This is a genomic window from Virgibacillus halodenitrificans JCM 12304 (assembly GCF_001310895.1).
GTDB lineage: Bacteria > Bacillota > Bacilli > Bacillales > Amphibacillaceae > Virgibacillus_Q > Virgibacillus_Q halodenitrificans.
On the sequence record NZ_BAZS01000014.1, the window covers coordinates 1 to 26,189 of the forward strand.

The following is a 26,189-nucleotide window of genomic DNA, read 5'->3' on the forward strand; positions in this document are numbered from 1 at the left end:
GGGCACGATATAGCGGTCTTAATGTTTCTCACCTTCGCCATGTCGGACATTACTGCTCGATTTAACGCTCGTAATGTCTATCATCCACGTAAAACTGAAGCAAGAGTTATATCAAGAAATAGTGCTGGATACGAATAAGTTTAAATAGTAAGAGACAGAAGGGAACTATGCGCCAGTCTGTCTCTTAGTTAGTTTCACTGCTTTTACATATACTTTTACTTCAAAGTTTAACTAATTTACAAGAATTTATCCTCTTACTCATTGGATTTCAATCAAGCTCAGTTCTCATCCACTGCTGAGACCAGCTTTCAATGGAATGCAAAATAGGTTCCATGGACTGCCCTTTTTCTGTTAACGAATATTCAATAACTACAGGCGTGGCAGGAATAACCTCACGTATAACAATTCCTTGCTGCTCTAATTCTTTTAATCGTTCGGATAAGACTTTTCCACTTATCCCTATTGCTGATTGAATTTCATTAAATCGTTGCGTTCCCAATAATAGTTGGTAAATAACAAGAGCTGTCCATCTCCGACTAAGTAAAGAGATAGCTTTTTCAAATTTCGGGCAAATAGCTTGTTGTTTCATTAAATATTTACACCTCTCTTACTAGTATTGTACCATATACCAATATCTAAAATAAAACAAGTAACTTGACAAAACTAGATAATAAAAATAAACTTAGTTACATAAAGTAAGTAAAATTTAAATAGTAAGCACTGTATATCGATAAATATATTATTTTAACGAGGGGGATATAGGATGAACTTTCATACGAAACCAATTCAATTTGTAGGACATGTGAAAATTAAAGTGGAAAAACTAGAACGCGCTATAAATTTCTACAAGGACGTACTTGGGTTCGGCATATTAGAAAAAACGAAAAGAGAAGTAAAGCTTACCACAGATGGTAAAACCAGTATTTTATCACTTGTACAGCCAGAAGATATTATACCAAAACAAGGAAGAACAACTGGTTTGTATCATTTCGCTATTCTTTTACCAACAAAAGCAGATTTGGCCAATATAGTAGTTCATTTGACCGAAAACAATATTCGCTTTGGGGCTTCAGATCACCTTGTAAGTGAAGCTATCTATCTACATGATCCAGATGGAAACGAGATTGAAATTTATATTGACCGTAGCCCTTCTGAATGGAGATGGGAGCAGGGCGAAGTAGCGATGGCAGTTGATCCGTTAAACTTTGAACAACTGCTAACACATGTGACATCAGAAAAATGGAAAGCAATGCCTAAAGAAACAGTAATGGGGCATATTCATTTGCATGTTTCTGAACTCAAAAAGACCGAAGCCTTTTATGTCAATGGTCTTGGTTTTGAGGTAGTAAACCGATTTGGTAGACAAGCATTATTTCTTTCATCGGGGAAGTACCATCATCATATTGGTGTCAATACTTGGAATGGAGAAGGTGCACCCCCTCCTTCAACCAATAGTGTTGGTCTGGAGCACTTCACGCTTGTTTTTGGGAGTGATGAAGAGCTTATGAAAGTAGTGACGAATATAAAAGAACTAGGTGCTGATGTCACTGAAGTAAATGGTACGTATATCACTTTTGATCCATCCGGAATTAAAATCGTTTTATCCATCTAATGGGGGAAGCGAAAGTGAAAAATAGGGAGAACCAAAAATAGTTATCAGATCTCATATCTGATAACTATTTTTATTCTTAGAATACAAGAAAATTTTAGAACGAATGGATAACTTATATTACTGGATTAGCAATTACCAGTTTCTGAAGGAGAGGAAGGCCTAGCCTTATAAATAGAAGTTATTCCCCTCACAAGGTCTTCAGCAAGGCAAATGTTCGTACTAGTAGTTCAGAAAGAAGCAAAGTTCATTTGACAGTCAAATTAGAAACTAAATTTTCTCTTCTTTAATCAGGTTAACTAATTCTTCCATCCAATGAAGGGTGTGTTCTGTTCTTGTTGAAAAGTAGTCGCGGACGAAGTGAATAATGGTTTCATTATTGTGATCCCCTTTTACCCGCTTGCCGAAGTCTTTTGTTTTTTCCCAATCTGCGTGAATACCATCTATTTTTCTTTCCAGTATCTCTACAATTTTACTGCGGTCTACATACTTAATATTCTCTAAACCAGGTAAGAAATCACGGATGGAATCCCCTTTTTCAAATAGCTTATATATTTTTTGGGGGAATTCCTTGCGTCCTTTATCCGTGATAGCAAAAACCTGCTTATCTGGACGATGCTCTTCTTTAATAACTTCTACCACTTCAATATAACCATGCTTTGTTAGTGATTCAAAATGATAATACAATTTACTCTCTGTCAATCTGGTCAGTTTATCTAAGGGAATAAACTCGGAAAGCTCTTTTTTTACTTTATAAGGGTAGTTGTTGCCTTCCATTAATTTGCTCAATATAAAAACTTGGATAGACATGTCCACTTCTCCTTCACGATGGAAGCTATTCTTAGCAATTTAGACGGTTACTTCTCTGATGGTTGGCGCCTTTTTCGCTTTTGAGGCAGTTTCTACTACTTCTTCAGCGACTGGTTTGTGAACAAACGCAACGAGCACAATATTAATTATCAGCGCAGCGGCTCCAACGGCTAGTAAAGACCAAATGAACGGACTTGCACTGATGCTGCCATACAGATTTGCGAAATAGGCCTGTACCGAATAATACATTGGCGAAATGTAGCTTGCCCACTCGTACGGCAAATGCATCATTTCTCGAGGGATAACCGAACCGTTTGCTAATGTTTGTATGAAAAGAATTGGCAGATTTACGATCATACCAAAGTCTCCTAATAAAAACATAAAGATTGCCGTGAAATTAAAGAATACCATATAGTTTATAATTTGTTGACCCATTAGATTGAAAAGAGCATTAGTACCTGGATCATTAACCAAAAATGCGATACCAGCAGCAAGGGCGGAAGAAACGACTGCAATGAGTAATGCAGTTAATTGAATATACGTAAATAATCGCCTTCTGCTTGCTTTATTTCGGTTTGCTTTAAAGGCACCGACCAACTGCATCGCACCAATCATTGCACCAACATAACCAGCCATACTTAAGAACATTGGCAGCATGTTATTATTCATGCCCTCTGGCATTTCATTAATAGCTACTACATTTCCGACATAGGCTGTATCTATTTTCTTAGCTAATGCTGCAGCTTGCTCCTCAGGTACATGGACATCCATTAACACTCCTTGTGCTGTTTGCTGTGAAAACTGGCTGCTTAGCTGATCATTAATTTGTTTAACAACTGAATTCATCGTGGAGGAGACCGTCGTTGCGCCTGCTTCGTTCATTGTAAAATCAATACTTGAGGAAACTTCTCCTTTTTGCATATCTGCAGAGAACGTCTCAGGAATGTGTACAACGAGCGCCAAATCATTTTTCTCTAACTCTTTTAAGGCTTGTTTATTAGTTACATTTGTTTCAATTTCTTTAAAAGGTAAGCTTTCTTCCAATTGATCAGCAATCTTTGCACCATATTCGCCTGCATCATCATTAATGATAGCAATTGGTAATTTATCAATGTTACCAGGGATTGCTGTATAACCAGGTAAGAAAATTCCCAGCATAGCAACCGCATAGAATACCCCCATAAAGATTGCGCCAATAGGACCCTTTTGTTTTAAAAACTGCGTGAATTTCATTCATTATTTCCTTTCTATAGTGAAAATGCGTTTAATTAGAGTGCTTTTTATAAAGTACTCTAATTAGAGTATGATATGATTATATGTTAATTATTTCACAAAGTCAATGATTTGGTTTTTAGTATGAGGGAGATTTTATTAGAAAGTATCTGTAAGCAGTAAAGGATAGTCACTTCGAAGTTTGTATTTATAGACAAAAATAATAGAAATTGGATAGAATAACTTATTGGCGTAAAATTAACCTACCATTAAGAACAGGAAACTAAACATGTTTGTTTTGAAACATATATAGCAGGGGGTGACAGAAACCTAAAAAGTTTGGTATAACTATAAGAGGCAAAGCTAACTTTGCTTTTTATTTTTGGCATGAGGGTGACCTTATTGTCTGTTAGGAAAGGAATTTTGAAAATGGAAGATAATTTTTGGCACGACTTACCTCGGCCGTTTTTTATATTGGCACCAATGGAAGATGTTACACACGTGGTTTTTCGCCATGTCGTGAGTGAAGCAGCGAGACCGGACGTATTCTTCACTGAATTTACAAACACAGAAAGCTTTTGTCATCCGGAAGGTATCTCTAGTGTTCGTGGTCGTCTCACATATACAGAAGACGAGCAGCCGATGGTCGCACATATTTGGGGAGACAAGCCTGAAAATTTCCGAGAGATGAGTATTGGAATGGCGGAACAAGGCTTTAAAGGAATTGACATTAATATGGGCTGCCCCGTACACAATGTCGCAGCAAAAGGGAAGGGAAGCGGACTGATCCGTAGACCAGATGTAGCTGCAGATATTATCCAGGCAGCTAAAGCAGGGGGGCTCCCTGTAAGTGTGAAGACAAGACTTGGATACACCAATGTGGATGAGTGGCATGAATGGTTGAAACACTTATTGGAACAGGATATCGTCAACCTTTCCATTCACCTGCGCACAAAGAAAGAAATGAGCGATGTTGACGCACATTGGGAGCTCATTCCCGAAATAAAAAAGCTTCGTGATGAAATCGCACCACATACGTTGTTAACGATCAATGGAGATATCCCTGATCGACAGAAGGGCTTGGAGCTCGTGGATAAATATGGAGTCGATGGAGTCATGATTGGACGAGGGATCTTCCATAATCCATATGCATTTGAAATGGAGAAGAAAGAGCATACCAGTGAGGAGTTACTTGAGCTTTTGCGATTGCACCTTGATCTCCATGATAAATATGCCAAATTGGAGCCGCGTCCGTTCAAACCTTTACGACGCTTCTTTAAAATCTATGTTCGTGGTTTTCGCGGAGCAAGTGAGCTTCGAAACCAGCTAATGAGCACGGAGACCACAGACGAAGTACGTGAATTGCTCGATAGTTTTGAGTAGGGGTTGGATGAATTAAAAGCTGAAAATCTAAAGGGGCACCAGGTATTTAGTACCTGGTATTTTAATTTGCTTACCAAAGAAACGAAGGCTCCAATACTTATGCTACAATTTAAATATCCATTAAAATATACATTTGTTCTTAACTCCACTTGTAAAATTAAAACAATTCAATGAGGTAGTTTTAATTAATGACATTGAGTAAAGAAAAAAGTGACATGAAAGCACATATATCTTCATGTCACTTTTTTACACTCATGAATTATTATTTATTTGCGATATCTGCTTTCTTGCCAAATATTCATTGGCGCCTTCCAATATCTTATGCTCATCTACAGAATCTCCTGCATAGTTTTCCGCACTGTCAAAAGGCTTGTTTGTTTGAAGACCGGTACTTGCACTTATTTCTCCATCCTCTGGAGTGGAGATGTCAACCTTCTTTTTGGTTTTGTCCGTCATATTACGTCACCTCAAGGCTAGGTTTTGCATAAATGCTTTTGGTTATTCTTATTGTAATAGAGCTGTTCGTTCTTGGAAGACCTTATACCTGTTCAAGGCTTATACTTAGTAATCACTTTGTTTCACTTCGCCCATAATACCCTCAGTTATAAAATTTGCCAATATAACCTATAAGTAATACCAATAACTAAATATTATTTAACTCATTGCAATTATTAAACTATTCTGTTTAAATGTTACTAACAATTAATTTATTTTAAAAAATCAAACTATTTGATAACTGGTAGGTACATCATTACCACTTATTTAGGGAAAAAGGTGATTTGTATTGATTGATTCAAACAACCCTATACCGCTACATGTGCAAATTAGTAATGCACTTGTTAAGCAAATCAAAGCTGGAATGTACAAAGATAAAATCCCGAGTGAACGAGAGCTTATTGAAGCATATACAGTTAGTAGAACGACGGTGCGTCAAGCCATTGCAAAGCTGGTCAATGATGGAATATTAAAAAAGGTACATGGAAAAGGAACCTTCATCAATGAAGGAAAACCGATTCAGGAATGGTTATCTAACTTAAATAGCCTTACAGAAACGATTAAAAATATGGGTATGGCCCCAAGCAGCAAATTATTAGCAGCCGAACAAATTGATGTAAAGGACCATTCCATCGATATTTTCAATATGGATCTGTACATGATTGAGCGGTTAAGATATGCAGATGGGGAGCCTCTGGCGATTGAAAAGCACTACTACCCATTGTCTGTTGGTTTAAAATTATCTTCCTATGATTTAGAAACGGAAACAATCTTTGATTTGCTCGAAAATGAAATGGGAATCACGCTTGCAGAAGCGGAACAAATTATTTCTACTGAAGATGCTGATGCAAGGGTAGCTGGATTATTAGGTATACCAAAAGGAGCTAGTGTTTTAACCGTTGAGCGAATTATTGCAGATGAACTTGGGAATCCCCTGGAATTTTATCGAGGTTATTACCGACCAGATAAATATGTATTTCGGGTAAAGTCAAAAAGAAACGGACTGAGGAGTTAGTCCTTAATTTTAAATGATAAATGTAAGCGTTAACAAAAAAGGGAGTGAAAAAGATGAATGTGATAAATAAACATGCCACGCTGGTCATATGTATCATCGCTTTTTTGTTCATTATTATAGCAGGTGATATAAAGCTTTCCAAAAGTGCGGGTGCAATCGACTCAGAGGTTATTGTATTACGTGCAGCACAATCGAAATCGAGCAACCATCCTGTGTCCCAGGGAATCGATAAATTTGCCGAGCTGGTAAAGGAAAAATCAAATGGGAAGATTATCGTGGAAACATATCATGACGGTTTGCTTGGTGACGATCGAGAGGTAATTGAGAGTGCTCAGCGTGGCAGTATTGCATTTGCAAGCTCTTCCACTCCCAATATGACTAGCTTTACAAATTATTTCACTGCATGGGATTTACCATATATTTTTGAAAACAAAGAAGAAGTGTATACGGCTATCGATGGGAAGCCAGGTGATATCATTCGCAAGGAAATGGAAAAGTCCGGCTTCAAGGTGGTTTTCTTTCCAGACTATGGTTTTAGACAAATTGTTAATAATGAAAAACCGATTGAAAAACCTGAAGATCTTAAAGGGATGAAGATAAGAACAACCAATTCGAAGATTGAGCAGGCGGATTTTGAAGTGTTTGGAGCGAGCCCGACACCGGTTGCGTGGTCTGAAGTGTTTACTGCATTACAGCAAGGAACCGTGGAAGGGGAAGGTAATAGTTATTCTCTCCTATGGGATACGAAGCATCAAGAAGTATTAAGCTATGCAACAGAGGTCAATTATAACTATAGCTCTGACATGGTCGTTATGAATAAATCTATGTTTGACGGGATGACGGAAGATCAGCAAAGCACCATTATGGCTGCTGGCCAGGAAGCAATGGAGTGGCAAAGAAATCGGGCAAATGAGCGTGAAGCGGAAGCAAAACAGCAATTTATTGATTACGGAATTGAGATTTATGAGCCTGCACCAGAAGAAATGAAGAAATGGAAGCAAGCAGTAAAGCCGGTTTGGGATGAGTTTGTTCGACCAGGCATGGCTGATCCGGAGTATGTGGAGATTATCTTGGAGGAACTTGGTAAAACACGTGAAGGCATTTTTGGTGACTAACTTACTAATGGAGGGAAAAAGATGGAACATGGATCAGCTACGGTGGACAAAGTAAAAGACCAGGGTAATCCGATACAACCGATAAGCAATTTCAGAAAGTTTATTGGAATTCTTGATCGTCGATTTGAAGAGGTTTTAATTGTTGCTGGGTTTCTCACGTTCATTATTCTTATTAATCTGCAAGTTATTAACCGTTATGCCCTGCCATTTATCGATATCGCTAATATTACGACATGGACAGAGGAAATTTCTAGATACATATTTATTTTTGTATCTTTCTTGGGAGCAAGTCTCGCAATTAGAAAAGGTGAATCTATTGAAGTGAACGTGGTAATGAATCGATTCCCGGATCACGTTCAACGGGCAGTTAAGGTTGCGAACAGCCTATTCATGCTTTATTTCAGTTATATTATGCTGAAATATGGTGCCGAGCTTATTACATTTCAACTAAGTACACATCAATCAACACCAGCATTATCCATCCCAATGGCTATTCCGTACAGTGCGGTACCTATTGGTTTTGGCCTGATGATTATTCGGCTTATACAAAAATTCTACATGGATACAAAGGACATGGAAATGAAGGAAGGCTTGCTTGCTACTGCAATTGCGCTTGCGGTCATTCTTCCAATCGGAGTTGTTGGGCAAGGCTCGATTACATTATTTCTCTTCGGTTATTTTGTTCTCTTTATTTTAATTGGCATGCCAATTGCTTTTTCATTAGGTATAAGCACCTTGGCTACTGTTTTTGCAACAGATGCGATTCCAATTGATTTTTTCCCACAGACGGCTTTTACGAGTATAGATAACTTTCCAATTATGGCGATTCCGTTTTTTATCGCTGCAGGGATCATCATGGGTGGAGGGAAAATTATTAAAAAACTGCTCCATCTGTCTGATGAGCTGCTCGGCTTTTTGCCAGGTGGATTGGCATTGGTTGCCATTGTGACGAGTATGTTTTTCTCAGCGATTAGCGGGTCAGGTCCTGCAACAGTAGCTGCGATTGGGACAATCCTCATTCCGGCAATGGTAAAGCAAGGCTATAATGCTGGCTTTGCTACAGCAGTAATCGCAACGGCCGGATCGATCGGGGTCATTATTCCCCCATCCAATCCAATGGTTATTTATGGTGTTGTGGGTCAGCAATCCATATCCAAATTATTTATTGCGGGTATCTTGCCCGGCGTATTGACAGGTCTTGTATTGATTGTAGTTGCTTATGTTATTTCTAAAAAGAATGGGTGGCAAGGAGAGAAGACCTCCTTCAACATGAAAAGCATGGTCAAAGCGGCCTGGGATGCGAAACTGGCATTATTGGTTCCGATTATCATCCTTGGTGGAATCTATGGTGGCTATATGACGCCAACCGAAGCAGCAGCCGTTGCTGCAGCTTATGGCTTGATCATTGGATTATTTGTATATAAAGATCTTAATTTTAAAGGTATTTACCGAAGTCTATCAAAAGCTGGGGTGACCTCTTCCATTATTATATTGTTAATCGTGATGGCGAGTATCTTTGGCAGACTGATTACCTTGGAAAGAATTGCGGAGACAGTAGCTAGCTTTGTTTTATCTATCAGTGAAAACAAATTTATCATTCTATTGCTTCTGAATGTTTTATTACTATTAGTAGGGCTTGTCATGGAGGCGCTTGCAGCAATTGTTATTTTAACACCTATTCTCCTGCCAATGGCGATCGAGCTAGGTGTGGATCCAATTCACTTTGGATTAATTATGATCTTCAACCTTGCAATTGGCTTTATTACCCCACCAGTTGGTGTGAATCTATTCGTCGCAGCCAGTGCAGCCAAATTAAAAATTGAAGATGTCATTAAGGGCAATAAAATTTTATTGCTGGCGATGCTCGCTGTACTTGGACTGGTAACCTATATTCCGCAAATTAGTATGTGGCTCGTAGGGTTCATGAAATAAAAGGATAGCACTTGAAAGGGGTGATTTGCAGAGCAATTTTATGATGGAAAAATGAAGGAGGGGAAAGGATGAGCAGTACGTACTTACCAAGACATATTGAATTAGGTGCAGGAAGTTTGAATAAATTAGGCGATATTGCGAAGGAACAAGGAATTCAGCATGTTATCGTCATTATCGACAGCTTCCTGACCACCCCGGAAATAGCACTTGATGAAAGACTAAAAGGTATATTGATGCAAAAGAACATAGAAGTAACATATTTCTCTGATTATCGGGGAGAGCCGACGACAGACCATCTGGAAGGGGCGTTGACAGCTATCGAAGGAAAGTCGGTTGATGGTGTGCTTGCCATCGGCGGAGGAAGCGCTATCGATATTGCAAAGGCTGTTTCCTTATTTGCCAAAACACCAGCTATCAAATGGGAGGAGATCGCAGCTGCAGAACGATTACTTCGTTTGCCGCTTATTGCTGTGCCAACAACAGCAGGGACAGGGTCAGAGGCGACAAAAGTAATGGTAATCAAAGACAGCAAAACAGAATTTAAGATGAACCCAGGGCATAAGGATTTATTGCCAGATGTGGCTGTATTAGATCCAGAACTGACACTTAGTCTGCCAAAGCATTTCACTGCATACACCGGTATGGACGCGTTAACACACGCCATGGAGGCATATGTATCCACAAATGCTTCTGTAACAACAGACCACTATGCGCTTATAAGTATGAAAAGTATTGCAACAGCCCTGCCAAAGGTGTATGAAAATGGAAGGGATGTTGAAGCGAGAGAGGAAATGCTGCTATCCAGCTGTTATGCCGGTATTGCTTTTTCCAATGCCTCTACCAATCTGGCACATGCAGCAGGCCGACCGCTTGGCGCACGATTTCATATTCCGCACGGTTTGAGTGTTTCCTTACTTTTACCATTTGTTATGCGATTTGGGTTGGAGGTAGAACCAGCGCGTTATGCAAATGTAGCAGTTGCACTTGGTTGTGAGGATACGGGTGATGAAAAGAAACTTGCAGCATCTGCTGTGAAGCAAGTCGAAGAATGGAATGAAAAATTCGGTATATGGCAGGATGGTCTGAAATATATTGATATAGTGGACCTGAAAAATAACATTCCAATTCTAGTAAAAGATGCATTAAGTGGAAATGGCATCATGACAAACAGGAAGGTTCCTTCCGAAGAAGATGTTGCTACCATTTTTCTTGAGTTAATTGCAAAGCTGGAGGAGATCCAGGCAGCTAATCCTGCTTCAACGATTTCATAGATTAGATATTATAAGGTGTAGGTAAAAGCCACGCTCAGCAACAACATTTACGCTTTTGATTTAGTAACTGGTACGTACGTCACTACAAGTTAGGGCGTTAATATAAATTATTATACAATTGGAGGAATTTTAATGGCTAAACAACAAGCAGAAGTAAAAGGGGCAGTAAACAAAAAGGTGAAAATGACGCCAAGTGAGGCAATTGTAGAAACACTAGTGAAAGAGAATGTCAAAGAAGTATACGGTATCGTTGGTTCCGCATTTATGGATATGCTGGATCTCTTCCCAACAGCAGGCATCCGCTTTTTACCAGTCCGTCATGAACAGAGTGCAGCACATATGGCAGACGCCTATACACGTGTTTCCGGCGTGGCGGGCGTTGTTATTGGACAAAATGGACCTGGAATTACGAATATGGTGACTTCTGTTGCTGCAGCAAATCAGGCGCATACACCAATGGTTGTTATTTCTCCATCGGCAGGTACACCAACTATTGGCTGGGACGGCTTTCAGGAAGCGAACCAAGTATCTATTTTTGAAGATATTACGAAGGAAACGGTTCGAGTTACACATAAAAGTCGTGTAGCTGATTGCCTACGTACAGCGTTCCGAATAGCTTATGCCGAACGTGGTCCGGTTTTATATGATATCCCTCGTGATCTGTTTTATGGTGAGCTGGAGGATTATATCTTAGAGCCAAGCCAATACCGTACAGATAAACGAGGCAGTGGGGACCCGGCTTCCATTGAAAAAGCGGTTGAGTTATTGAAAAATGCCGAAAAACCTGTAATCATCTCTGGACGTGGGGCGGTAGATGCGGATGGGGTGGATACTGTAGCAAAAATTGCCGAGCATTTAACGGCACCCGTAGCTGTATCTTACATGCATAATGATGCATTCCCGGCAGATCACCCGTTAGCAGTAGGGCCAATTGGTTACATGGGAGCAAAGTCTGCGATGTATACATTACAGGAAGCGGATGTGGTGCTGGCGATTGGTACACGCCTATCTGTTTTCGGAACACTACCATGCTATGACATTGATTACTTCCCGAAAAATGCTAAGATCATTCAGGTGGATATTAACCCACGAAATATCGCACGGACACATCCAATTGAAGTCGGTATTATTGGCGATGCAAAAGCGACAGCAGAAAATCTATATAAAGAGCTTTCCAAGGCTATGCCGAACGGTGTTTCCAATCAGGCTTGTCTTGAAAAGGTAAGTAAGCGGAAGCAAGAATGGGATGAAGAACTGGTGGAACTGGCTATGGAAGATGGTAATCCGATCAACCCACGACGTGCATTGCTGGAACTATCCAAAGCATTGCCAGAAGGTACAATTATTTCTTCGGATATCGGAAACGTTTCTTCCACTGCAAATGCTTACCTGAAATTTAACCAGACACGACGCCATATTGCGGCATTAACCTTTGGAAACACTGGTTTTGCCTATCCGGCAGCATTAGGAGCTCAGCTGGCAGAACCAGATACACCAGTCGCAGCAATCATCGGAGACGGTGCATGGGGAATGAGTCTACATGAAGTCAGTACAGCTGTAGAGCAAAATATCCCTGTTATTGCTTGTGTGTTTAATAATAAATCATGGGCCGCAGAGAAAAAGAATCAAGTAGATTATTATGATAATCGCTTCATCGGCTCTGATATCGAAGCACCTGATTTTGCCGAAGTTGCCAAGTCAATGGGCGCACTCGGCTACACGATTGAAAAACCAGAAGATATCGGCCCGGTAGTAAAAGAAGTACTCGAACAAAAGAAACCGGCCGTGCTTAATATCTTTGTTGATGGCACACAGCTGGCACCACCATTCCGTAAAGACGCCCTGCATATGCCAACAAGACTGTTGGATAAATACAAGCACCTTGATTATGGTGTTTGGGGGAAATAAGTTTATAAGAAAATCTCCGTACCTGATGAGGTGCGGAGATTTTTTGTGATGATTGGGGGTGGCTTGGAAAGGGGGACTAGCAAAGCAGCAAGATTCGAAGTGCTAGAATTTCTACCTACTACTAATGCGTTTTTTCATAACTCTAAGTTAAAAACATCTATTCTTTATAAATAACCCTTATAAAACCTATTACAAATATTAATAATTTGAATTTTGTTAATATATTGACACAAGGGACAAGGAATGATTTAATTAAAAAAACTATCTTTTAGCTATTTCAATAGAGCTCGACTCCTTGCTATATTAGATGAAGTAGCTAACACTGCGGCACGGAAGGTTGAATTTGTTAATAAGGAGGAACTTTAAGTGATGATTTCCCAACCTAATGTGAAGTAGTTCACGAAAGATAGGGACCTGTATGAAAAAGATTTACTATAGACATGGAAGAGCAACTATACTCCTTAGAAATGAAAGCGTTAACAAATGAGGGTTGCTGTTTAAGCAAGTAATCTCAGTATACGCACGTTAAGCAGATGACTAACAATTTCTAAAAATGGGGGAGATTCTTATTAGTTTCATGATTGCTTTTGGGTTAGCAAGTATCATGCTCTGTCTAGGTATCATCATCCGCACAAAAGCTACATTTATTCGGAAAATGCTCGTACCTGCAAGTGTGATCGCAGGTATCCTCGGCTTAATTCTAATGAATACTGGCTTAATCACATCTACAGACTCCGACATGTTCGTTACAATTGTCAATTTTCTTTTTACCATCATTTTTATTTCCATCGCATTAACAAGTAGTCCTAAACAAAAAAATAAGTCAGTAGGAAAAAGCATTGCAAAAGGCTCACTTGGGTTAGGTTTTCACTGGAATTTATTATATGCACTTACACCTGCTGTTGGAGCAATTATCATCTTAGGTATCGGTGGTTTCTTTGGAATGGATCCTGTCTATGGGTTACTCATTCCATTCGCTTTTGCACAAGGCCCCGGGCAAGCTGCTACATTTGGCACCATTATGGAACAACAATATGGAATTGTGGATGCAGCAACAGTAGGAATTACCTTTGCAGCAGTCGGATTTTTATTTTGCTTCCTCGTTGGTGTGCCATTAGCCAAGTATGGAATTAAAAAGGGGCTTGCAAAGAATCTTGGCAAATCCAATATTGATGGATATGTGGAGAGAGGTTATTACGCGAAGGAAGAAAAGAGAGATTCATTAGGAAATGAAACGATGTACAGTGGGAACATGGATACGATGACATTTCACTTTGCGATTATTGGTCTCTGTTTTATGTTAGCTTTAGGTTTTGCAAAAGTAATGTCTTTCATCCCTGGGATTGGTCCCACGTTTAGTGGCATGCTATTTATTTACGGGATGCTGGCAGGTTACCTTGTTAAAATGTGTATGAAAAAGCTTGGGATTGAATACATGATTGATAATACGTTCCAGTCCAAGATTACTGGCTGGTCAACAGATTACTTAGTTGTTACGTCATTTATGGCAGTGCCTTTCAGTGTGATTGGTGCGTGGATGGTGCCAATTATTATTGAGGCGATTGTAATCACCATATTAACTGTTGTCATTTGTATTTATTTTGGCCAACGAATGGGTGGAGAGAACGACTTTGAAAGAACAGTTGGCTTGTTCGGCACCACTACCGGCACGGTTCCAAGTGGTATTGCCCTTGTTCGAATAATAGATCCTTCTTTAAGAACCACAACAGCTGTGGAATTAGGGCTGATGAATCTACCAATGGTAGCCTCCTATGTAACCGTTCTTACCATATTAGCCATTGCTTCTGGTGCTTTAGCTTTAAATATAGGCATTCTTTTACTTCTAGCACCAATACCAATCTATCTAATTGTACTAAAGGTCTCCAAAGTATGGGGAAAGAAAACATATGATTTTAAAACAAAAGACACAGAGCCTGTCGAGGGACTAAAAACAGCTGTTTCTGAATAAGGATAACAGATAAGCTTGGTCATGGAGAGTAAATGACGCGCTTGATTGAACAATATTAATGAGGAGAAGGGGAGTAGTAGTTTTATGAAGAAATTGTTTTTCGGTGGAGATATTATCACAATGGAGAAAGAAAATGACGTAGCAGAAGCTGTATTAGTGGAAAACGGGCAAATTAAAAAAGTAGGAAGCTTGGCAGAACTTCAATCTTCTATGACAGATCCAACTATTGAAAAGGTTGATCTTCAAGGAAAAACTTTATTGCCAGGATTCATCGATCCACACGGCCATCTCGCTATGATGGGGCCTGTTTCGCAAATGGCCGACTTAAGTAAATGTGAGAGCTTTGATGATATTATTTCAACGTTCAAATTATATATGGAAGAAAAAGGAGTCGAAAAGGGAGATATCGTTGTTGGCTTTAGCTATGACCATAATTTTTTAGTTGAGGAGAAACATCCAACAAAGGAGATTTTAAATCAGGTTTCCACTGAAAATCCTATCTTCGCTTTTCATGCATCCGGACATGTCGGCTGTACCAATGATGCTGGACTGCAATTAGCAGAAATTGATGAATCAACACCGGATGAGGAAGGCGGGGTAATCGGTAGAGTAGAAGGCACAAGGGAGCCAAATGGGTATTTGGAGGAAGGAAGCTTGCTGGCAATGCAACAAACATTATTCCAAGATACAAAAACGGATATCGTGGAATTAGCAACAATAGGTCAGGAAATATATACAAAAAACGGAATTACAACAGTACAGGACGGTGCGACATCGAATGATTATATTGAGATGTTCAAATACTTGGCGGAACAAGGAAATTTAAAAGTAGACGTAGTAGCATATCCGCTCGTTGTAGAAAACCCAGACGCCATGGCAAAGAACGAAAAATATGCCAAAAAGTATCATAAACGATTTAAGATAGGTGGCTACAAACTATTTTTAGATGGTTCCCCACAAGGGAAAACAGCTTGGATGACAGAACCGTATGAAGGAGAAGAAACCTACCGCGGCTATGCTTGGTATAAAGATGAACAAGTAAAAGAATATATCGCCAGAGCGATCAAAGATGATGTGCAGCTTCTGACTCACAGCAATGGAGATGCTGCGTCTGACCAGTTATTACAAAATTATGAAGCTGCATTAGAGGAATCCGATAATCCAAATAAAGCAAATCTGCGACCGGTCATGATACATTGCCAAACTGTTCGAAATGACCAGCTGGATAAGATGGCAGAATTGGCTATGATTCCATCTATATTTATCCCACATACGTATTATTGGGGAGACGTCCATCTTAAGAACTTAGGACATGAACGTGGCAGCCGGATCAGTCCAGCTAAATCAGCGTTTGACCGCGGACTGGTAGTAAACTTCCATCAGGACCCACCAGTAGTGCAACCGGATATGCTTGAAACAATATGGTGTGCAGTCAACCGAATTACTAGAAAAGGAGTGCACATCGGACCAGAGGAATGTGTCAGCGTATATGATGCGATAAGGGCAGTAACTATCAATGCAGCCTATGCTTATTTTGAGGAAGATCAAAAAGGAAGCATTAAGGAAGGAAAACTAGCAGACTTCGTTGTCCTGGACCAAAACCCATTTAAGGTCGATCCAATAAAAATAAAAGATTTACAAGTTTTAGAGACAATTAAAGAGGGGGAGAGTATCTACAGTGCTGAATCTGTGTTGAGTGAATAGAAAGGTTTTTGAGTCTGGGGATGTCCTCAGGCTTTTTGTTTTTACTGCTAGTTAAGAAATATCTATATCTAGATGTAGAGGACTCTCTAAACTTCGTAGATAAGAACCTAGAAAATTTTGTTAAGAAATACACACTTTTATAGGTAAACTTAATTTACGAAAAGGGTGTTGTTAAAACCTTCTTCTTTAATTAACTATATTTGGTAATATTTTTCGAGGTGTTGAGATTAATATAAAAGTTCAATTAGAAGATAACTAGGAGAAACACTGCTATGTAAAATAAAGCCCCGATCAAAATCCTTCGGGGCTCATTTAAATCTATTTACTAACTAAATCCAACCTCAATCTCCTCCACTGGACTGCAAGCCTGCCCTTCCATTAATAGCATCTGACATTCTTCCAAATTCATAATTACTGAAAAAGCAGTAACAGTATTCGTATAAGCAGAGGATTCATTTTCTCTATGGCGACAAATAGATTCTGGGTAATGTTTATGGTCAGCAAACCATTTCTTAATCACATCTCTGGTAATATGCTTTTTCTGACTTACATTAGCATCGATGAGCTCCTCGATTCTATCTTTTCTTCTAAATGAGTTTGCGGAATCCTCAATGCTTTCTTTCCCTATATGTTCAATCAAACTCTCTGAGCAAAAGTGATTGGTGTGAAATAAATACGCATCTGCAGTGGTGTCTTCAGCTATTCCTTTTGGTGAAATTTCCATATTAATCGCCAGGGCATCTTTTTCTCTAGTTCTACCTTGGGCAATAAGAAAATTTGCAGAGGATGCGATGGTATCATCACTAATCTTTTGATAAACTTCTTTTATGGTTGCCGAATTTAGTATTTCTCTCAATCCCACGTGCACCGGTAGCCTATTTTTACGTATATTAGCCCGTAATGCGTTTAGACAGACACCTAAACCGTTGTCATTCATACCAATCTTACCAATAATTCCACCTTCCGTAACCATTTGAATAACGGGAGCGTTCTTTTGTTCAATCTTAGTCAGAAATAAGCTTCGTGACTGTGCTTCTCTCCAATCCCACGTTTGCCCTAAATAAGCAGCAGTACCAATTGGTGGCAAAATAGCGATACTTGTACATCCATCTGTTTTATTGGTAGTTAAGGCTATCTCACTCCGAGCATTTAAAGTTAAAATATCATAAAAATCAACAGATGCCCCTTTGGCTATACCATTCATTTCCTCCAATAACGCTACATTTGTTTTCTCAATATAACTTTCATGTGTTTTTGCCAATTCAATTGCTTCTTTCCAAGTTATCTCACCTTCATGCCAAAATAGCTTCTCATAGGAATCTAAACTAAACAATACTTCTTCTTTCGCCTGTATTCCATGCTGTCTGCCAATATCTTCGGCTGAGCCTGAAAAATGCAAGGATTTCATGTGATTGCTCCTTTTAATATAGTTATGCTGTTTAGTTAAAACACTTGGTAGTACTGGTATTTTTTAATACTTCATCCATATCTATTTTAAATCCAATTCCGGGAGTTTCAGGTACTTGTAATAAACCATTTTCTACCCGAACCTCTGGCTGGATAATATCTTTATCCCAGTATCTTGAAGATGATGCTGTATCACCCGGAAGTGTGAAGTTAGTCAAAGAAGTAATGGCTATATTATGCGCTCTCCCTATCCCAGATTCCAACATGCCCCCACACCACATGGGGATATTTTCTTCGTTGCATAAGTCATGGATTTTAATTGCTTGTGTTAATCCCCCAACACGACCAATTTTTAAGTTAATAATTTTACCGCTCCCCAGTTCAATTGTCTGGCGTGCATCATTAAAGGAATGAATACTTTCATCAAGACAAATAGGAGTTTTTAATTCTCTTTGTAATTTTGCATGGTCAATCAAATCACCAGCAGTCAAAGGTTGTTCGATCATCATTAAATCAAATTGATCCATTTGTTTTAGTGTGTCAACATCTTTTAACGTATAAGCAGAATTAGCATCTACCATAAGAGGAATGTCTGGAAAATGATTGCGAACTTCTTCAATAACCTCCACATCCTTCCCGGGCTTAATTTTAATTTTAATTCTTTTGTAGCCTTCTTCTGTTTTGACTCTAATGTTATTTAAAAGATTGTCTATATTTTCTTCTATACCAAGACTAACTCCTACTTCAATTGTTGATTTTGTTCCTCCTAAGGCTTTGGAAAGTGAAATGTTTTCTGATTTGGCATAAAGATCCCAAATTGCTCCTTCCAATGCTGATTTTGCCAAATGGTTTCTCTTATATGGGCGAAAATAATCTTGTAATTGGTTGGGATGCTCTATATTCTTTTTCAATATCGACGGGATAAGAAATTTTTCGAGCATAAGCCAGCTAGATTCTGTAAATTCTTCAATATATAATGGCCTTTCAGTAGTTACACATTCTCCCCACCCAGATAGATCGCTTTCATTTTTAACCTGTACAAGGATAAACTCTCTATTCTGCTCAGTGCCAAAACTCGTGGTAAATGGATGCTTCATCTTCATTTTAATTTTATATAAGTTCACTTCTTCAATTATCATATTCACCGCTCCTTTACATTGGTCCCCAGTTGATTATTACTGCAATAGTTAGATAGATAATTCCAATGGAATACCAAATGAGTACTAATGGTATTGCAAAGCGAATCCATTTCACCCATGGAATACCGGCTATTGCAAGGTTTGCCATTAATACTCCAGATAAAGGTGTAATTATATTTGTAAATCCATCCCCCATAGAATAAGCTTGAACTGCGACTTGACGGGGGATTTCCATAATATCTGCTAAAGGTGTCATTATAGGCATAACAATTGCTGCTTGCCCACTTCCAGAGGAAACAATCAAATTAAAAATACCATTTCCGATAAAGAGTGCGATTGCACCCGCTATACTAGAAAAAGAGCCCATTACAACAGACATACCGTGAACAATCGTATCTAGCACCATACTATTTTCCAATATGACAACAATGGATCTTGCCATTCCAATGATTAATGCACCATATACAACGCCTTTACATCCTTTCATAAATTCTAAAACCATATTATTTGCACCTATTCTGGCTACAATCGCTGTTGCAATTGCTATTGCAATGAATATGGCGGCCATTTCATTAATTGACCAACCGAGCTGAAAAACTCCAAATACATATGTGCCAATTCCAAGCACGAGAACAATAAGTGTAAGAATATGAGTGCGAGTCAAGTTTGGAGATACGTTATCCATGCTTTTCTCATCATATTTTGGAAATCTGTTTTCTTTTAGAATACTTTTTTGAGGATCTTTCTTTACTTTATTTGTATACCAAACAATGTACGTGATGGAAGAAGCTAGAATTGTTACATAGATAATTAAACGGTAGGCAAGACCTGAGAATAGAGGCAGCTGAGCAATTTGTTGAGCAAAACCTGTTGTAGCTGGATCCAGAAAACCAATGGAGAAACCAGAATATGCGCCTAAATAAATGATAGCAACACCAACTATGGCATCAATTTTCATTGCTCTGGCTAAAACAATCCCAATAGGTATAAATGCAATTACTGCATTAACTATTATTCCTAAACCACCAAAAATGGAGAACAATATAGCAACCATTGTTATTAGTAACCATTCTTTATTTTTTGTTTTGTTAATAGTTTTCATAATCATTGTGTCTATAGCTCCAGTACTCTCAATAACTCCAAATGCCCCTCCAATGATTAATACTAGAAAAATAATTCCGGCTCCTCCAATCAGCCCTTCCTGGATGGCCCGAAAAACTTCTATAACAGTTGCTGGTTGTTGTTCAATTTGGGCATAGCTTCCTGGAATAACCAAAGATGCACCGCTTTCTGACGTTTCTCTTTCAAATGATCCTGCTGGAATAAAGTAAGTTAAAATAGCAGCGATCAACAATATACCAAACAAAATGACGTAAGCATCTGGTAACTCCCATTTTTTCTTCTTTTTTTGGTTATTAGATAGATTTTCTTTATTTTTCTTAGCTACTTCACTATTCATAATTTCCCTCCTCGTGGTTAATTAATAATTCTAAAAATTAAAACTTGAAGCAAATTATAATATAGTTTATACTTCAAATCAATAGCAAATAAAGTTAAAACTTCAAAAAGTGGTGAAAAGATGGAACCAAAGTTTATTCGAGAAACAAATAAACAATTCGCTTCTATGACAAAAGGATTAAAGAAAGTGGGAGATTCTTTACTTTCCGACTCTAGTCTTTTTGCTATATACCTGCTAAAAAAGTCGGTGAATTAATTGGTGTAAGTGAAACGACCATATTAAGGTTTTGTACAATGATTGGTTATGTGGGCTATAATGATTTTCAAAAAGACGTACGTAATTATATGCTTGCACCAAATAAGTGGGCAGGTGAGAAAGGAGAGAGAGATAGTACTTTTGCAGAGCGGATGCAACTAGACATAAGCAATCTTCATTATACTGTTGAAAATTTGGATAATGAATTGCTTGATAATGTGGTAGATACTTTAATTAACAGTTCTAAAATCATTGTTGCAGGATATTATCAGTCATTTTCATATGCACATTGGCTTTCGTTTAATCTTAGTTACATACTTCATGATGTTGTGTTATACAGACCAGAGAATGATGCAGGTATGTTGGATATGTTGCCAAAAGAGGCTTGTATTGTAATCTTTTCTTACTACCGTTATGCACTTGATACTATTCGATTAGCGGAAGAGGCAAAGAGTAAGTCGATAAAGGTGATTGCTATAACGGATTCACGCGTATCTCCAATCGCTGAATATGCCGATTTCCTACTACCGATAAATATCAGTAATAAAACACTTATAAATAAAGGCCCTGTAACTATGTCGTTAATAAATACGGTGATTATTGAGATAATTGAAAAGGTTAAATCGCGTGGAAAGATTAAGTCAACCTATAAATTTCTTATAAAGGATGGGGAAGATGATGAATAACACGAAGAATAAAATTGAAATGCAAATTGAAAATACGTTTGACTATTTACATAATCATGCAGAAATAAGCTGGGAAGAAGTGGAAACAACAAAATATATTGAGAAGATCTTGAAAGAAAGCGGATGTGTTGTTAAAACATTTAATGATTGTACTGGCGTTATTGGTGATCTAGGTAATTTTAATAAAGGGCTGCCAGTCGTTGCTGTGCGAGCAGATATGGATGCATTATGGCAAGAGGTAGAAGGAAAGTTTCAGGCAAACCATTCATGTGGGCATGATGCACACATGTCTATGGTGCTCGGATTGTTATGGAAGTTAAAAAAAGAAGGAAATGTTTTAGATAAAATCGCTGTTCGTTTTATTTTTCAGCCAGCCGAAGAAAAGGCTGGAGGAGCGTTGAAAATGGTAGAAAAAGGAGTGGTGGATGACGTTGATTATTTGTTTGGTGTGCACTTGAGACCTATACAGGAAGCTAAGTTAGGTCATGCCACTCCCGTAATTGTACATGGAGCTGCAAAGTCATACGAAGGGATTATTAAAGGCCATGATGCTCACGGAGCGCGTCCGCATTTGAATGAAAATGTTATCGAGGTAGGTGCTCAAATTGTTAATTTGTTAAAACAAATACACTTAGACCCTCTCGTTCCCCATTCTGTGAAAATGACTAGTTTCAAAGCTGGAGGAAAAAGTACTAATATTATTCCAGGAAGTGCTACATTCTCGCTTGATCTAAGGGCGCAAACAAATGAAGAAATGGAGAAATTAGATTCAAAAGTTAATAGCATCATGAAAACAGTTAGAGAATTATATGGAATTGATATAGAGTTAAATCGTAACAGCGGAATAGCTGCTGCAAAGTTAAATGATGAAGCAACCATGGTAATGAGTAAAGCGATAAAATGTGTACTTGGAGAAGAAGGTTTAGACAAACCATTAGTAACTCCTGGTGGAGATGATTTTCACTACTATACGATAAAAAGACCTTCCTTGAAAGCGACTATGTTAGGGCTTGGTTGTGACTTAAAACCAGGCTTACACCATCCGTATATGACATTTGATAAGAATGCTTTGATAAATGGAACGGAAATTTTATATCAAGCTGTAAAAAATGTGTATGAATTTTAATTTAAGATTTATTAGGTAACCGTCTGCTTTGGTGGATGGTTATTTAAGTTACGACATGTAGGGTTAGTCTGCTAATAAGTAGCTTTTTAATATTCCTTACTATTTTAGAGAGGGGGGCCTGTCATTCGCGAATTTAGTCGAAAAGGAAACGAGAATAATGGGAGTGTCTTACCAAGGTGAATTGGTGTGTCATGAGTCGTTAGGTCAACGGATTGTATCTCTATAAAAGCTCCTAGGCAGATTGATACAGTAACAAAGGTTGTTGCTACCTTCCCCGCTGTTTAAAGGTTTTATAGATAGAGGAGAAATAAGGCTGGATGATCCAGTAGTTTTCTTCCTACCAACCTTTTCACGAAACGAAAAAGAACATATAAACATTAGGCATTTATTAACTCATATAGCGGGGCTTGAAGCACAACGGGAATTTAATCAGGAAGGCCTAAGGACAGACCAGGTGTTGGAACAAATTTATTCAGAGTATCCGGAATATGAACCAGTACAAAATTTTATTACACTTTACAAGCTGATAGAGAAGATTGCAATTGAGCTATTTGCAGATTTTGATAACCTGGAAGTATTTTCTCCGTTGGAAATGATTGATGCTGCATTTATTCCGATTCATGAAACCGAGCGATTTGCGGCAACGGAGTATAGTGAACAGCTTCAGGATTATAAACGAGGTATTGTTCATGATGAAAATGCTGCGTCAATGGGAGGAGTGTGAGGTCATGCAGGCTTGTTTTCAACGATCAGGGACTTAACCCATTTTGCGACAATGATTGAAAATAATGGAGTATATAAGGGACAGCGTATTTTATCAGAAAGTGTAGTAAGCCTTCCGAACAGAACCATACACCATTTGGTCTGGAATATAGGGGACTTGGGTGGGTAGTGAAAAGTCCTGAGCTGTCGTCGTGTGGTGATCTCTTTTCCGCTCAAGCATTTGGCATACAGGATTTGCAGGTATAAGTATGTGGTTTGATCCTGAAGCGCAATTACATGTTATCTTATTGACCAATCGCGTACATTATGGGAGTGAACCGCATATAATCAGATTACGCGCCCGCTTGCATAATTTGATTCGAGCGAGTTTGTAAGATAATAGAAATTGATTTAGTAGGAAAACATTCTAATGTAGCTTAAAATCCTTGACTGGCATAATGCCTTTCAAGGATTTTTTGTGTTCGTCCTATCTGTTTCCAGTATAAGAAGTGTGCATTCTTCTAACTTGTCCAGTCTATCTACAAGTCATTATGGGATAAACGCTTGAAAGATAGGATCTGTTTTTAGTATTTCCAGAATTTGTTCTGTTAAAAAAGGAGAATTTGAATCCTTATTCCATAGCACGGAACTTGAACTGTACAACTCCATATTATGAAGTTTTATCGTTTTTAGTTTATTGGACTCTAATAAACCCGCCATATCTGATGGCATTAAAGAAACTCCTAAATTGTTTGCTACGAGATTTGAAATCGACAACAATGCGGAACCTGTACAAAGCTTTTTAGGAGAAAAACCAGCCGTCAAACAAGCTTTTTCTAAAAGGAATTGCAATGGATTTGTTTGTTCATCACTATAATGAATAAATGTGTCGTTTCTAGCCTCATAGAGGTCTATAGAATCCTTTTTAGCTAGTGGATGGTCTTTAGAAACGATCAATCGCAATGGATATTTTTTAAACTCAAAAAGACTTAAATTAGTAGTAAGGTATTCTTCTTTATAAATAGGTGTTCGAATAAAAGCAAGATGAAAGTTGTTTTTTTTCATTAATTCGATTGCTTTTGCTGAACTGGTTTCATGTGTATAAAGATCAACATCTGGAAAGTTTGCTGAAACTTTTATTAATAACTTTGGTATAAAAATACTTGCAGCTGATGGTACCGTAGCAATTTTAATTTGCGCTTTAGGAATCATTTTTCTAGAGCTCATAAAGTCTACTGTTTTTTCAATTTCATCGAACGAGGATGCCAGCTTATTAAAGATGTACGATCCTTCTTCTGTTAAAGTCACTTTTCGCGTTGTACGATTTAATAGTTTAAAACCTAGTTTATTCTCTAGTTCAGATATTTGTTGGCTTAATCCCGGCTGGGAAATGTGTAACGATTTTGAGGCTTCACTGAAACTCAGATATTTAGCAACTTCGATAAAATAACGTATGGTTTGTAGACTCATGGAAGGCTCCTTTTACTTATATAATATCTAGATTAATAACGAATACTTATAACATTATAAAAATTATATATTTTTATAATTGCAACGTCAATATTATAATGATTAAAACTAGAGGCCTTATACAAGTTGTGTAAGTAGGCCAAATCGTATTGTCTTAAGGAGTGCTAACGATGCAAAATAATAGGTGGTCTACATTTGAATCCTATGTTAATCATTTAATGTCGGAAAATCATGTAGCTGGTGCTGCTGTAGCTATATCGAAAAATGGAAAGGTTATCTATAAAAATGGTTTCGGATACAGAGATATAGAGAATAAAAAACCGGTTACCGTAGATACCATTTTTGGTATTGCTTCAATATCTAAGTCCTTTACCGCATTAGCAATTATGAAATTAGAATCAGAAGGAAAACTATCTGTTGATGATCCAGTAATCAACTATTTGCCAGCGTTCCAACTCAAAACAGAGGATATGTCTAAAATTAAAATCCATCATTTGTTATCTCATACAGTAGGAATGCCGCCAATTGAGCGATACCAAAATTTAAACCGCTTTCATGAGCATATCGACTATTTAGCCAAGGTGAATGATTGCCCATTAGGGAAACCGGGAGAATACTTGAGTTATTGCAATGATCTTTACTTACTACTAGGTGCAATTATTGAGAAGGTAACTGGTCGTTTGTTTAGAAAATATATGATCGAAGAAATTATCGTTCCGCTAAAAATGCACCGAACTACTTATAGTACAGAAGATATTAATAAATACGATAATGTAACAAAGCAGTATGAATATGAACCAGCTTCAAACACATTTAAATCACATTGTTTTGAAAACCTTGGTAATTATGAAACGAGTGGCGGATTGCGTTCAAGTGTGATGGATTTAATGAAATATGGAAATGTTTATGTGGACGCCTTATCTTCACAGCAAGCAAACATGGAGCACATACAATATCAAAAAATGTGGGAACCAGTTTATCAACTTAGTGAAAATGAATTCTATGGATATGGAATAAGAACAGAGCATAATTACTTTGGTCATCGATTAGTTAAGCACGGAGGTAGCTTACCAGGGGTAGCATCCTACTTTGGTTTTATACCTGAAGAAAAAATAGTGGTAGCGGTCCTAACAAATGTTTCAAAAGGCCCTAAAATAGCGATTTGGAAAGCAGCGCTACATACTGCTTTAGGCATTCCTATCGAACAGAAAAAAGAGGAAAGAAACGACTATGTGCTTTCTAATAAAGAAATGCATACATTGATAGGTACCTATGCAACAAACAAGAAAGGTAGCCGAATTGAAATTCTAGAAGAAAATGGTGTCCTCATGGCTAAAAGCAATGGTGAATTATCTGAGCTTCAAGCTATTGATAACCAAACTTTAGTTAAGAAAGATAGTGGAGAGAAAGTGAAGTTTTATATAAATAATCAAGGTATTGCTTGGGCAGCATTTAGTAGTTTAAGAATGCTTCCTCGCCGAGAGTAGGGTTGTTGGTCTGTTTAATTTGGAGGTAATATAAA

Annotated in this window: 22 protein-coding genes; 14 read left to right on the top strand and 8 right to left on the bottom strand. The window is 38.1% G+C overall.

From position 1 onward, the window contains the following. Window positions 1-268: 268 nt before the first annotated feature. The gene (locus JCM12304_RS08955) at window positions 269-589 is read right to left on the bottom strand and encodes a winged helix-turn-helix transcriptional regulator (RefSeq protein ID WP_019375918.1); all 321 of its coding nucleotides are present in this window, start codon (window positions 587-589) and stop codon (window positions 269-271) included. A 174-nt stretch (window positions 590-763) separates the two neighbouring features. Here JCM12304_RS08955 and JCM12304_RS08960 point away from each other — a divergent pair, with 174 nt between their 5' ends. Beyond that, entirely contained in the window at window positions 764-1,612 is an 849-nt protein-coding gene (locus JCM12304_RS08960) for a VOC family protein (protein WP_060679864.1), read from the top strand. Between the two features lie 267 nt (window positions 1,613-1,879). On the opposite strand, the gene JCM12304_RS08965 is transcribed toward JCM12304_RS08960, so the two are convergent. Beyond that, on the bottom strand, window positions 1,880-2,419 hold the full coding sequence (locus JCM12304_RS08965) for a PadR family transcriptional regulator (RefSeq protein ID WP_060679866.1): 540 nt from the start codon (window positions 2,417-2,419) through the stop codon (window positions 1,880-1,882). A gap of 39 nt (window positions 2,420-2,458) precedes the next feature. Next, window positions 2,459-3,652 carry a YhgE/Pip domain-containing protein gene (locus JCM12304_RS08970; RefSeq protein WP_060679868.1) on the bottom strand — a complete coding sequence of 398 codons (1,194 nt, stop codon included), beginning with the start codon at window positions 3,650-3,652 and terminating at the stop codon, window positions 2,459-2,461. A 408-nt stretch (window positions 3,653-4,060) separates the two neighbouring features. Here JCM12304_RS08970 and JCM12304_RS08975 point away from each other — a divergent pair, with 408 nt between their 5' ends. Beyond that, entirely contained in the window at window positions 4,061-5,014 is a 954-nt protein-coding gene (locus JCM12304_RS08975) for a tRNA dihydrouridine synthase (RefSeq protein ID WP_060679979.1), read from the top strand. Window positions 5,015-5,266: 252 nt separating this feature from the next. Here the strand turns inward: JCM12304_RS08975 and JCM12304_RS08980 are convergent, their stop codons facing one another. Further along, window positions 5,267-5,470: a hypothetical protein gene (locus JCM12304_RS08980; protein ID WP_060679870.1), complete on the bottom strand. Its 204-nt coding sequence runs from the start codon at window positions 5,468-5,470 to the stop codon at window positions 5,267-5,269. 328 nt (window positions 5,471-5,798) lie between these two features. Here JCM12304_RS08980 and JCM12304_RS08985 point away from each other — a divergent pair, with 328 nt between their 5' ends. The 7 genes from JCM12304_RS08985 to JCM12304_RS09015 all read left to right on the top strand — a co-directional run bounded on the left by JCM12304_RS08985 (window position 5,799) and on the right by JCM12304_RS09015 (window position 16,423). Continuing rightward, window positions 5,799-6,524: a GntR family transcriptional regulator gene (locus tag JCM12304_RS08985; RefSeq protein ID WP_060679872.1), complete on the top strand. Its 726-nt coding sequence runs from the start codon at window positions 5,799-5,801 to the stop codon at window positions 6,522-6,524. 53 nt (window positions 6,525-6,577) lie between these two features. Continuing rightward, window positions 6,578-7,639 (top strand): TRAP transporter substrate-binding protein, encoded by a 1,062-nt coding sequence (locus tag JCM12304_RS08990; RefSeq protein WP_157360452.1) that lies wholly within the window; start codon window positions 6,578-6,580, stop codon window positions 7,637-7,639. Window positions 7,640-7,660: 21 nt separating this feature from the next. Beyond that, window positions 7,661-9,571 carry a TRAP transporter large permease gene (locus JCM12304_RS08995; protein ID WP_060679876.1) on the top strand — a complete coding sequence of 637 codons (1,911 nt, stop codon included), beginning with the start codon at window positions 7,661-7,663 and terminating at the stop codon, window positions 9,569-9,571. 68 nt (window positions 9,572-9,639) lie between these two features. Next, window positions 9,640-10,842 carry an iron-containing alcohol dehydrogenase gene (locus tag JCM12304_RS09000; RefSeq protein ID WP_060679878.1) on the top strand — a complete coding sequence of 401 codons (1,203 nt, stop codon included), beginning with the start codon at window positions 9,640-9,642 and terminating at the stop codon, window positions 10,840-10,842. Window positions 10,843-10,974: 132 nt separating this feature from the next. Further along, on the top strand, window positions 10,975-12,750 hold the full coding sequence (xsc, locus tag JCM12304_RS09005) for a sulfoacetaldehyde acetyltransferase (protein WP_019375928.1): 1,776 nt from the start codon (window positions 10,975-10,977) through the stop codon (window positions 12,748-12,750). 577 nt (window positions 12,751-13,327) lie between these two features. Beyond that, the gene (locus JCM12304_RS09010; protein WP_060679880.1) at window positions 13,328-14,719 is read left to right on the top strand and encodes a sodium/glutamate symporter; all 1,392 of its coding nucleotides are present in this window, start codon (window positions 13,328-13,330) and stop codon (window positions 14,717-14,719) included. Between the two features lie 84 nt (window positions 14,720-14,803). Next, window positions 14,804-16,423, top strand: coding sequence for an amidohydrolase (locus tag JCM12304_RS09015; protein WP_060679881.1), 1,620 nt, complete (start codon window positions 14,804-14,806; stop codon window positions 16,421-16,423). A gap of 325 nt (window positions 16,424-16,748) precedes the next feature. Here the strand turns inward: JCM12304_RS09015 and JCM12304_RS09020 are convergent, their stop codons facing one another. Genes JCM12304_RS09020 through JCM12304_RS09030 form a run of 3 tightly spaced genes read right to left on the bottom strand, consistent with a single transcriptional unit; the run spans window position 16,749 to window position 20,428 of the window. Beyond that, complete coding sequence (locus JCM12304_RS09020) at window positions 16,749-17,831, bottom strand: C45 family autoproteolytic acyltransferase/hydrolase (protein ID WP_060679883.1); 1,083 nt, start codon at window positions 17,829-17,831, stop codon at window positions 16,749-16,751. A gap of 31 nt (window positions 17,832-17,862) precedes the next feature. Further along, window positions 17,863-18,969 (bottom strand): o-succinylbenzoate synthase, encoded by a 1,107-nt coding sequence (gene menC / locus JCM12304_RS09025; RefSeq protein ID WP_060679885.1) that lies wholly within the window; start codon window positions 18,967-18,969, stop codon window positions 17,863-17,865. A 13-nt stretch (window positions 18,970-18,982) separates the two neighbouring features. Further along, the gene (locus tag JCM12304_RS09030) at window positions 18,983-20,428 is read right to left on the bottom strand and encodes a YfcC family protein (RefSeq protein WP_060679887.1); all 1,446 of its coding nucleotides are present in this window, start codon (window positions 20,426-20,428) and stop codon (window positions 18,983-18,985) included. Window positions 20,429-20,548: 120 nt separating this feature from the next. Here JCM12304_RS09030 and JCM12304_RS20050 point away from each other — a divergent pair, with 120 nt between their 5' ends. The 4 genes from JCM12304_RS20050 (at window position 20,549) to JCM12304_RS09045 (ending at window position 23,219) form a co-directional block, all read left to right on the top strand. Next, the gene (locus tag JCM12304_RS20050; RefSeq protein WP_256200803.1) at window positions 20,549-20,683 is read left to right on the top strand and encodes a hypothetical protein; all 135 of its coding nucleotides are present in this window, start codon (window positions 20,549-20,551) and stop codon (window positions 20,681-20,683) included. Between the two features lie 38 nt (window positions 20,684-20,721). Further along, on the top strand, window positions 20,722-21,369 hold the full coding sequence (locus JCM12304_RS09035) for a MurR/RpiR family transcriptional regulator (RefSeq protein ID WP_060679889.1): 648 nt from the start codon (window positions 20,722-20,724) through the stop codon (window positions 21,367-21,369). Beyond that, window positions 21,362-22,495, top strand: coding sequence for a M20 peptidase aminoacylase family protein (locus tag JCM12304_RS09040; RefSeq protein ID WP_060679981.1), 1,134 nt, complete (start codon window positions 21,362-21,364; stop codon window positions 22,493-22,495). Before JCM12304_RS09035 ends, JCM12304_RS09040 begins: the two co-directional genes overlap by 8 nt. Window positions 22,496-22,754: 259 nt before the next feature. Further along, the gene (locus JCM12304_RS09045) at window positions 22,755-23,219 is read left to right on the top strand and encodes a serine hydrolase domain-containing protein (RefSeq protein WP_082388019.1); all 465 of its coding nucleotides are present in this window, start codon (window positions 22,755-22,757) and stop codon (window positions 23,217-23,219) included. A gap of 527 nt (window positions 23,220-23,746) precedes the next feature. Here JCM12304_RS09045 and JCM12304_RS09050 read toward each other — a convergent pair. Continuing rightward, the gene (locus tag JCM12304_RS09050) at window positions 23,747-24,667 is read right to left on the bottom strand and encodes a LysR family transcriptional regulator (RefSeq protein WP_060679893.1); all 921 of its coding nucleotides are present in this window, start codon (window positions 24,665-24,667) and stop codon (window positions 23,747-23,749) included. 170 nt (window positions 24,668-24,837) lie between these two features. Between JCM12304_RS09050 and JCM12304_RS09055 the strand changes: the two genes are divergently transcribed. Continuing rightward, window positions 24,838-26,154, top strand: a complete 1,317-nt coding sequence (locus JCM12304_RS09055; protein ID WP_060679895.1) for a serine hydrolase domain-containing protein — start codon at window positions 24,838-24,840, stop codon at window positions 26,152-26,154. Window positions 26,155-26,189: the final 35 nt, after the last annotated feature.

Coding starts and splice junctions, on each gene's coding strand:
- JCM12304_RS08955 (WP_019375918.1), bottom strand. CDS start 589: ATGAAACAACAAGCTATTTGCCCGAAATTTGAAAAAGCTATCTCTTTA.
- JCM12304_RS08960 (WP_060679864.1), top strand. CDS start 764: ATGAACTTTCATACGAAACCAATTCAATTTGTAGGACATGTGAAAATT.
- JCM12304_RS08965 (WP_060679866.1), bottom strand. CDS start 2,419: ATGTCTATCCAAGTTTTTATATTGAGCAAATTAATGGAAGGCAACAAC.
- JCM12304_RS08970 (WP_060679868.1), bottom strand. CDS start 3,652: ATGAAATTCACGCAGTTTTTAAAACAAAAGGGTCCTATTGGCGCAATC.
- JCM12304_RS08975 (WP_060679979.1), top strand. CDS start 4,061: ATGGAAGATAATTTTTGGCACGACTTACCTCGGCCGTTTTTTATATTG.
- JCM12304_RS08980 (WP_060679870.1), bottom strand. CDS start 5,470: ATGACGGACAAAACCAAAAAGAAGGTTGACATCTCCACTCCAGAGGAT.
- JCM12304_RS08990 (WP_157360452.1), top strand. CDS start 6,578: ATGAATGTGATAAATAAACATGCCACGCTGGTCATATGTATCATCGCT.
- JCM12304_RS08995 (WP_060679876.1), top strand. CDS start 7,661: ATGGAACATGGATCAGCTACGGTGGACAAAGTAAAAGACCAGGGTAAT.
- JCM12304_RS09000 (WP_060679878.1), top strand. CDS start 9,640: ATGAGCAGTACGTACTTACCAAGACATATTGAATTAGGTGCAGGAAGT.
- xsc (WP_019375928.1), top strand. CDS start 10,975: ATGGCTAAACAACAAGCAGAAGTAAAAGGGGCAGTAAACAAAAAGGTG.
- JCM12304_RS09010 (WP_060679880.1), top strand. CDS start 13,328: ATGATTGCTTTTGGGTTAGCAAGTATCATGCTCTGTCTAGGTATCATC.
- JCM12304_RS09015 (WP_060679881.1), top strand. CDS start 14,804: ATGAAGAAATTGTTTTTCGGTGGAGATATTATCACAATGGAGAAAGAA.
- JCM12304_RS09020 (WP_060679883.1), bottom strand. CDS start 17,831: ATGAAATCCTTGCATTTTTCAGGCTCAGCCGAAGATATTGGCAGACAG.
- menC (WP_060679885.1), bottom strand. CDS start 18,969: ATGATAATTGAAGAAGTGAACTTATATAAAATTAAAATGAAGATGAAG.
- JCM12304_RS09030 (WP_060679887.1), bottom strand. CDS start 20,428: ATGAATAGTGAAGTAGCTAAGAAAAATAAAGAAAATCTATCTAATAAC.
- JCM12304_RS20050 (WP_256200803.1), top strand. CDS start 20,549: ATGGAACCAAAGTTTATTCGAGAAACAAATAAACAATTCGCTTCTATG.
- JCM12304_RS09035 (WP_060679889.1), top strand. CDS start 20,722: ATGATTGGTTATGTGGGCTATAATGATTTTCAAAAAGACGTACGTAAT.
- JCM12304_RS09040 (WP_060679981.1), top strand. CDS start 21,362: ATGAATAACACGAAGAATAAAATTGAAATGCAAATTGAAAATACGTTT.
- JCM12304_RS09050 (WP_060679893.1), bottom strand. CDS start 24,667: ATGAGTCTACAAACCATACGTTATTTTATCGAAGTTGCTAAATATCTG.
- JCM12304_RS09055 (WP_060679895.1), top strand. CDS start 24,838: ATGCAAAATAATAGGTGGTCTACATTTGAATCCTATGTTAATCATTTA.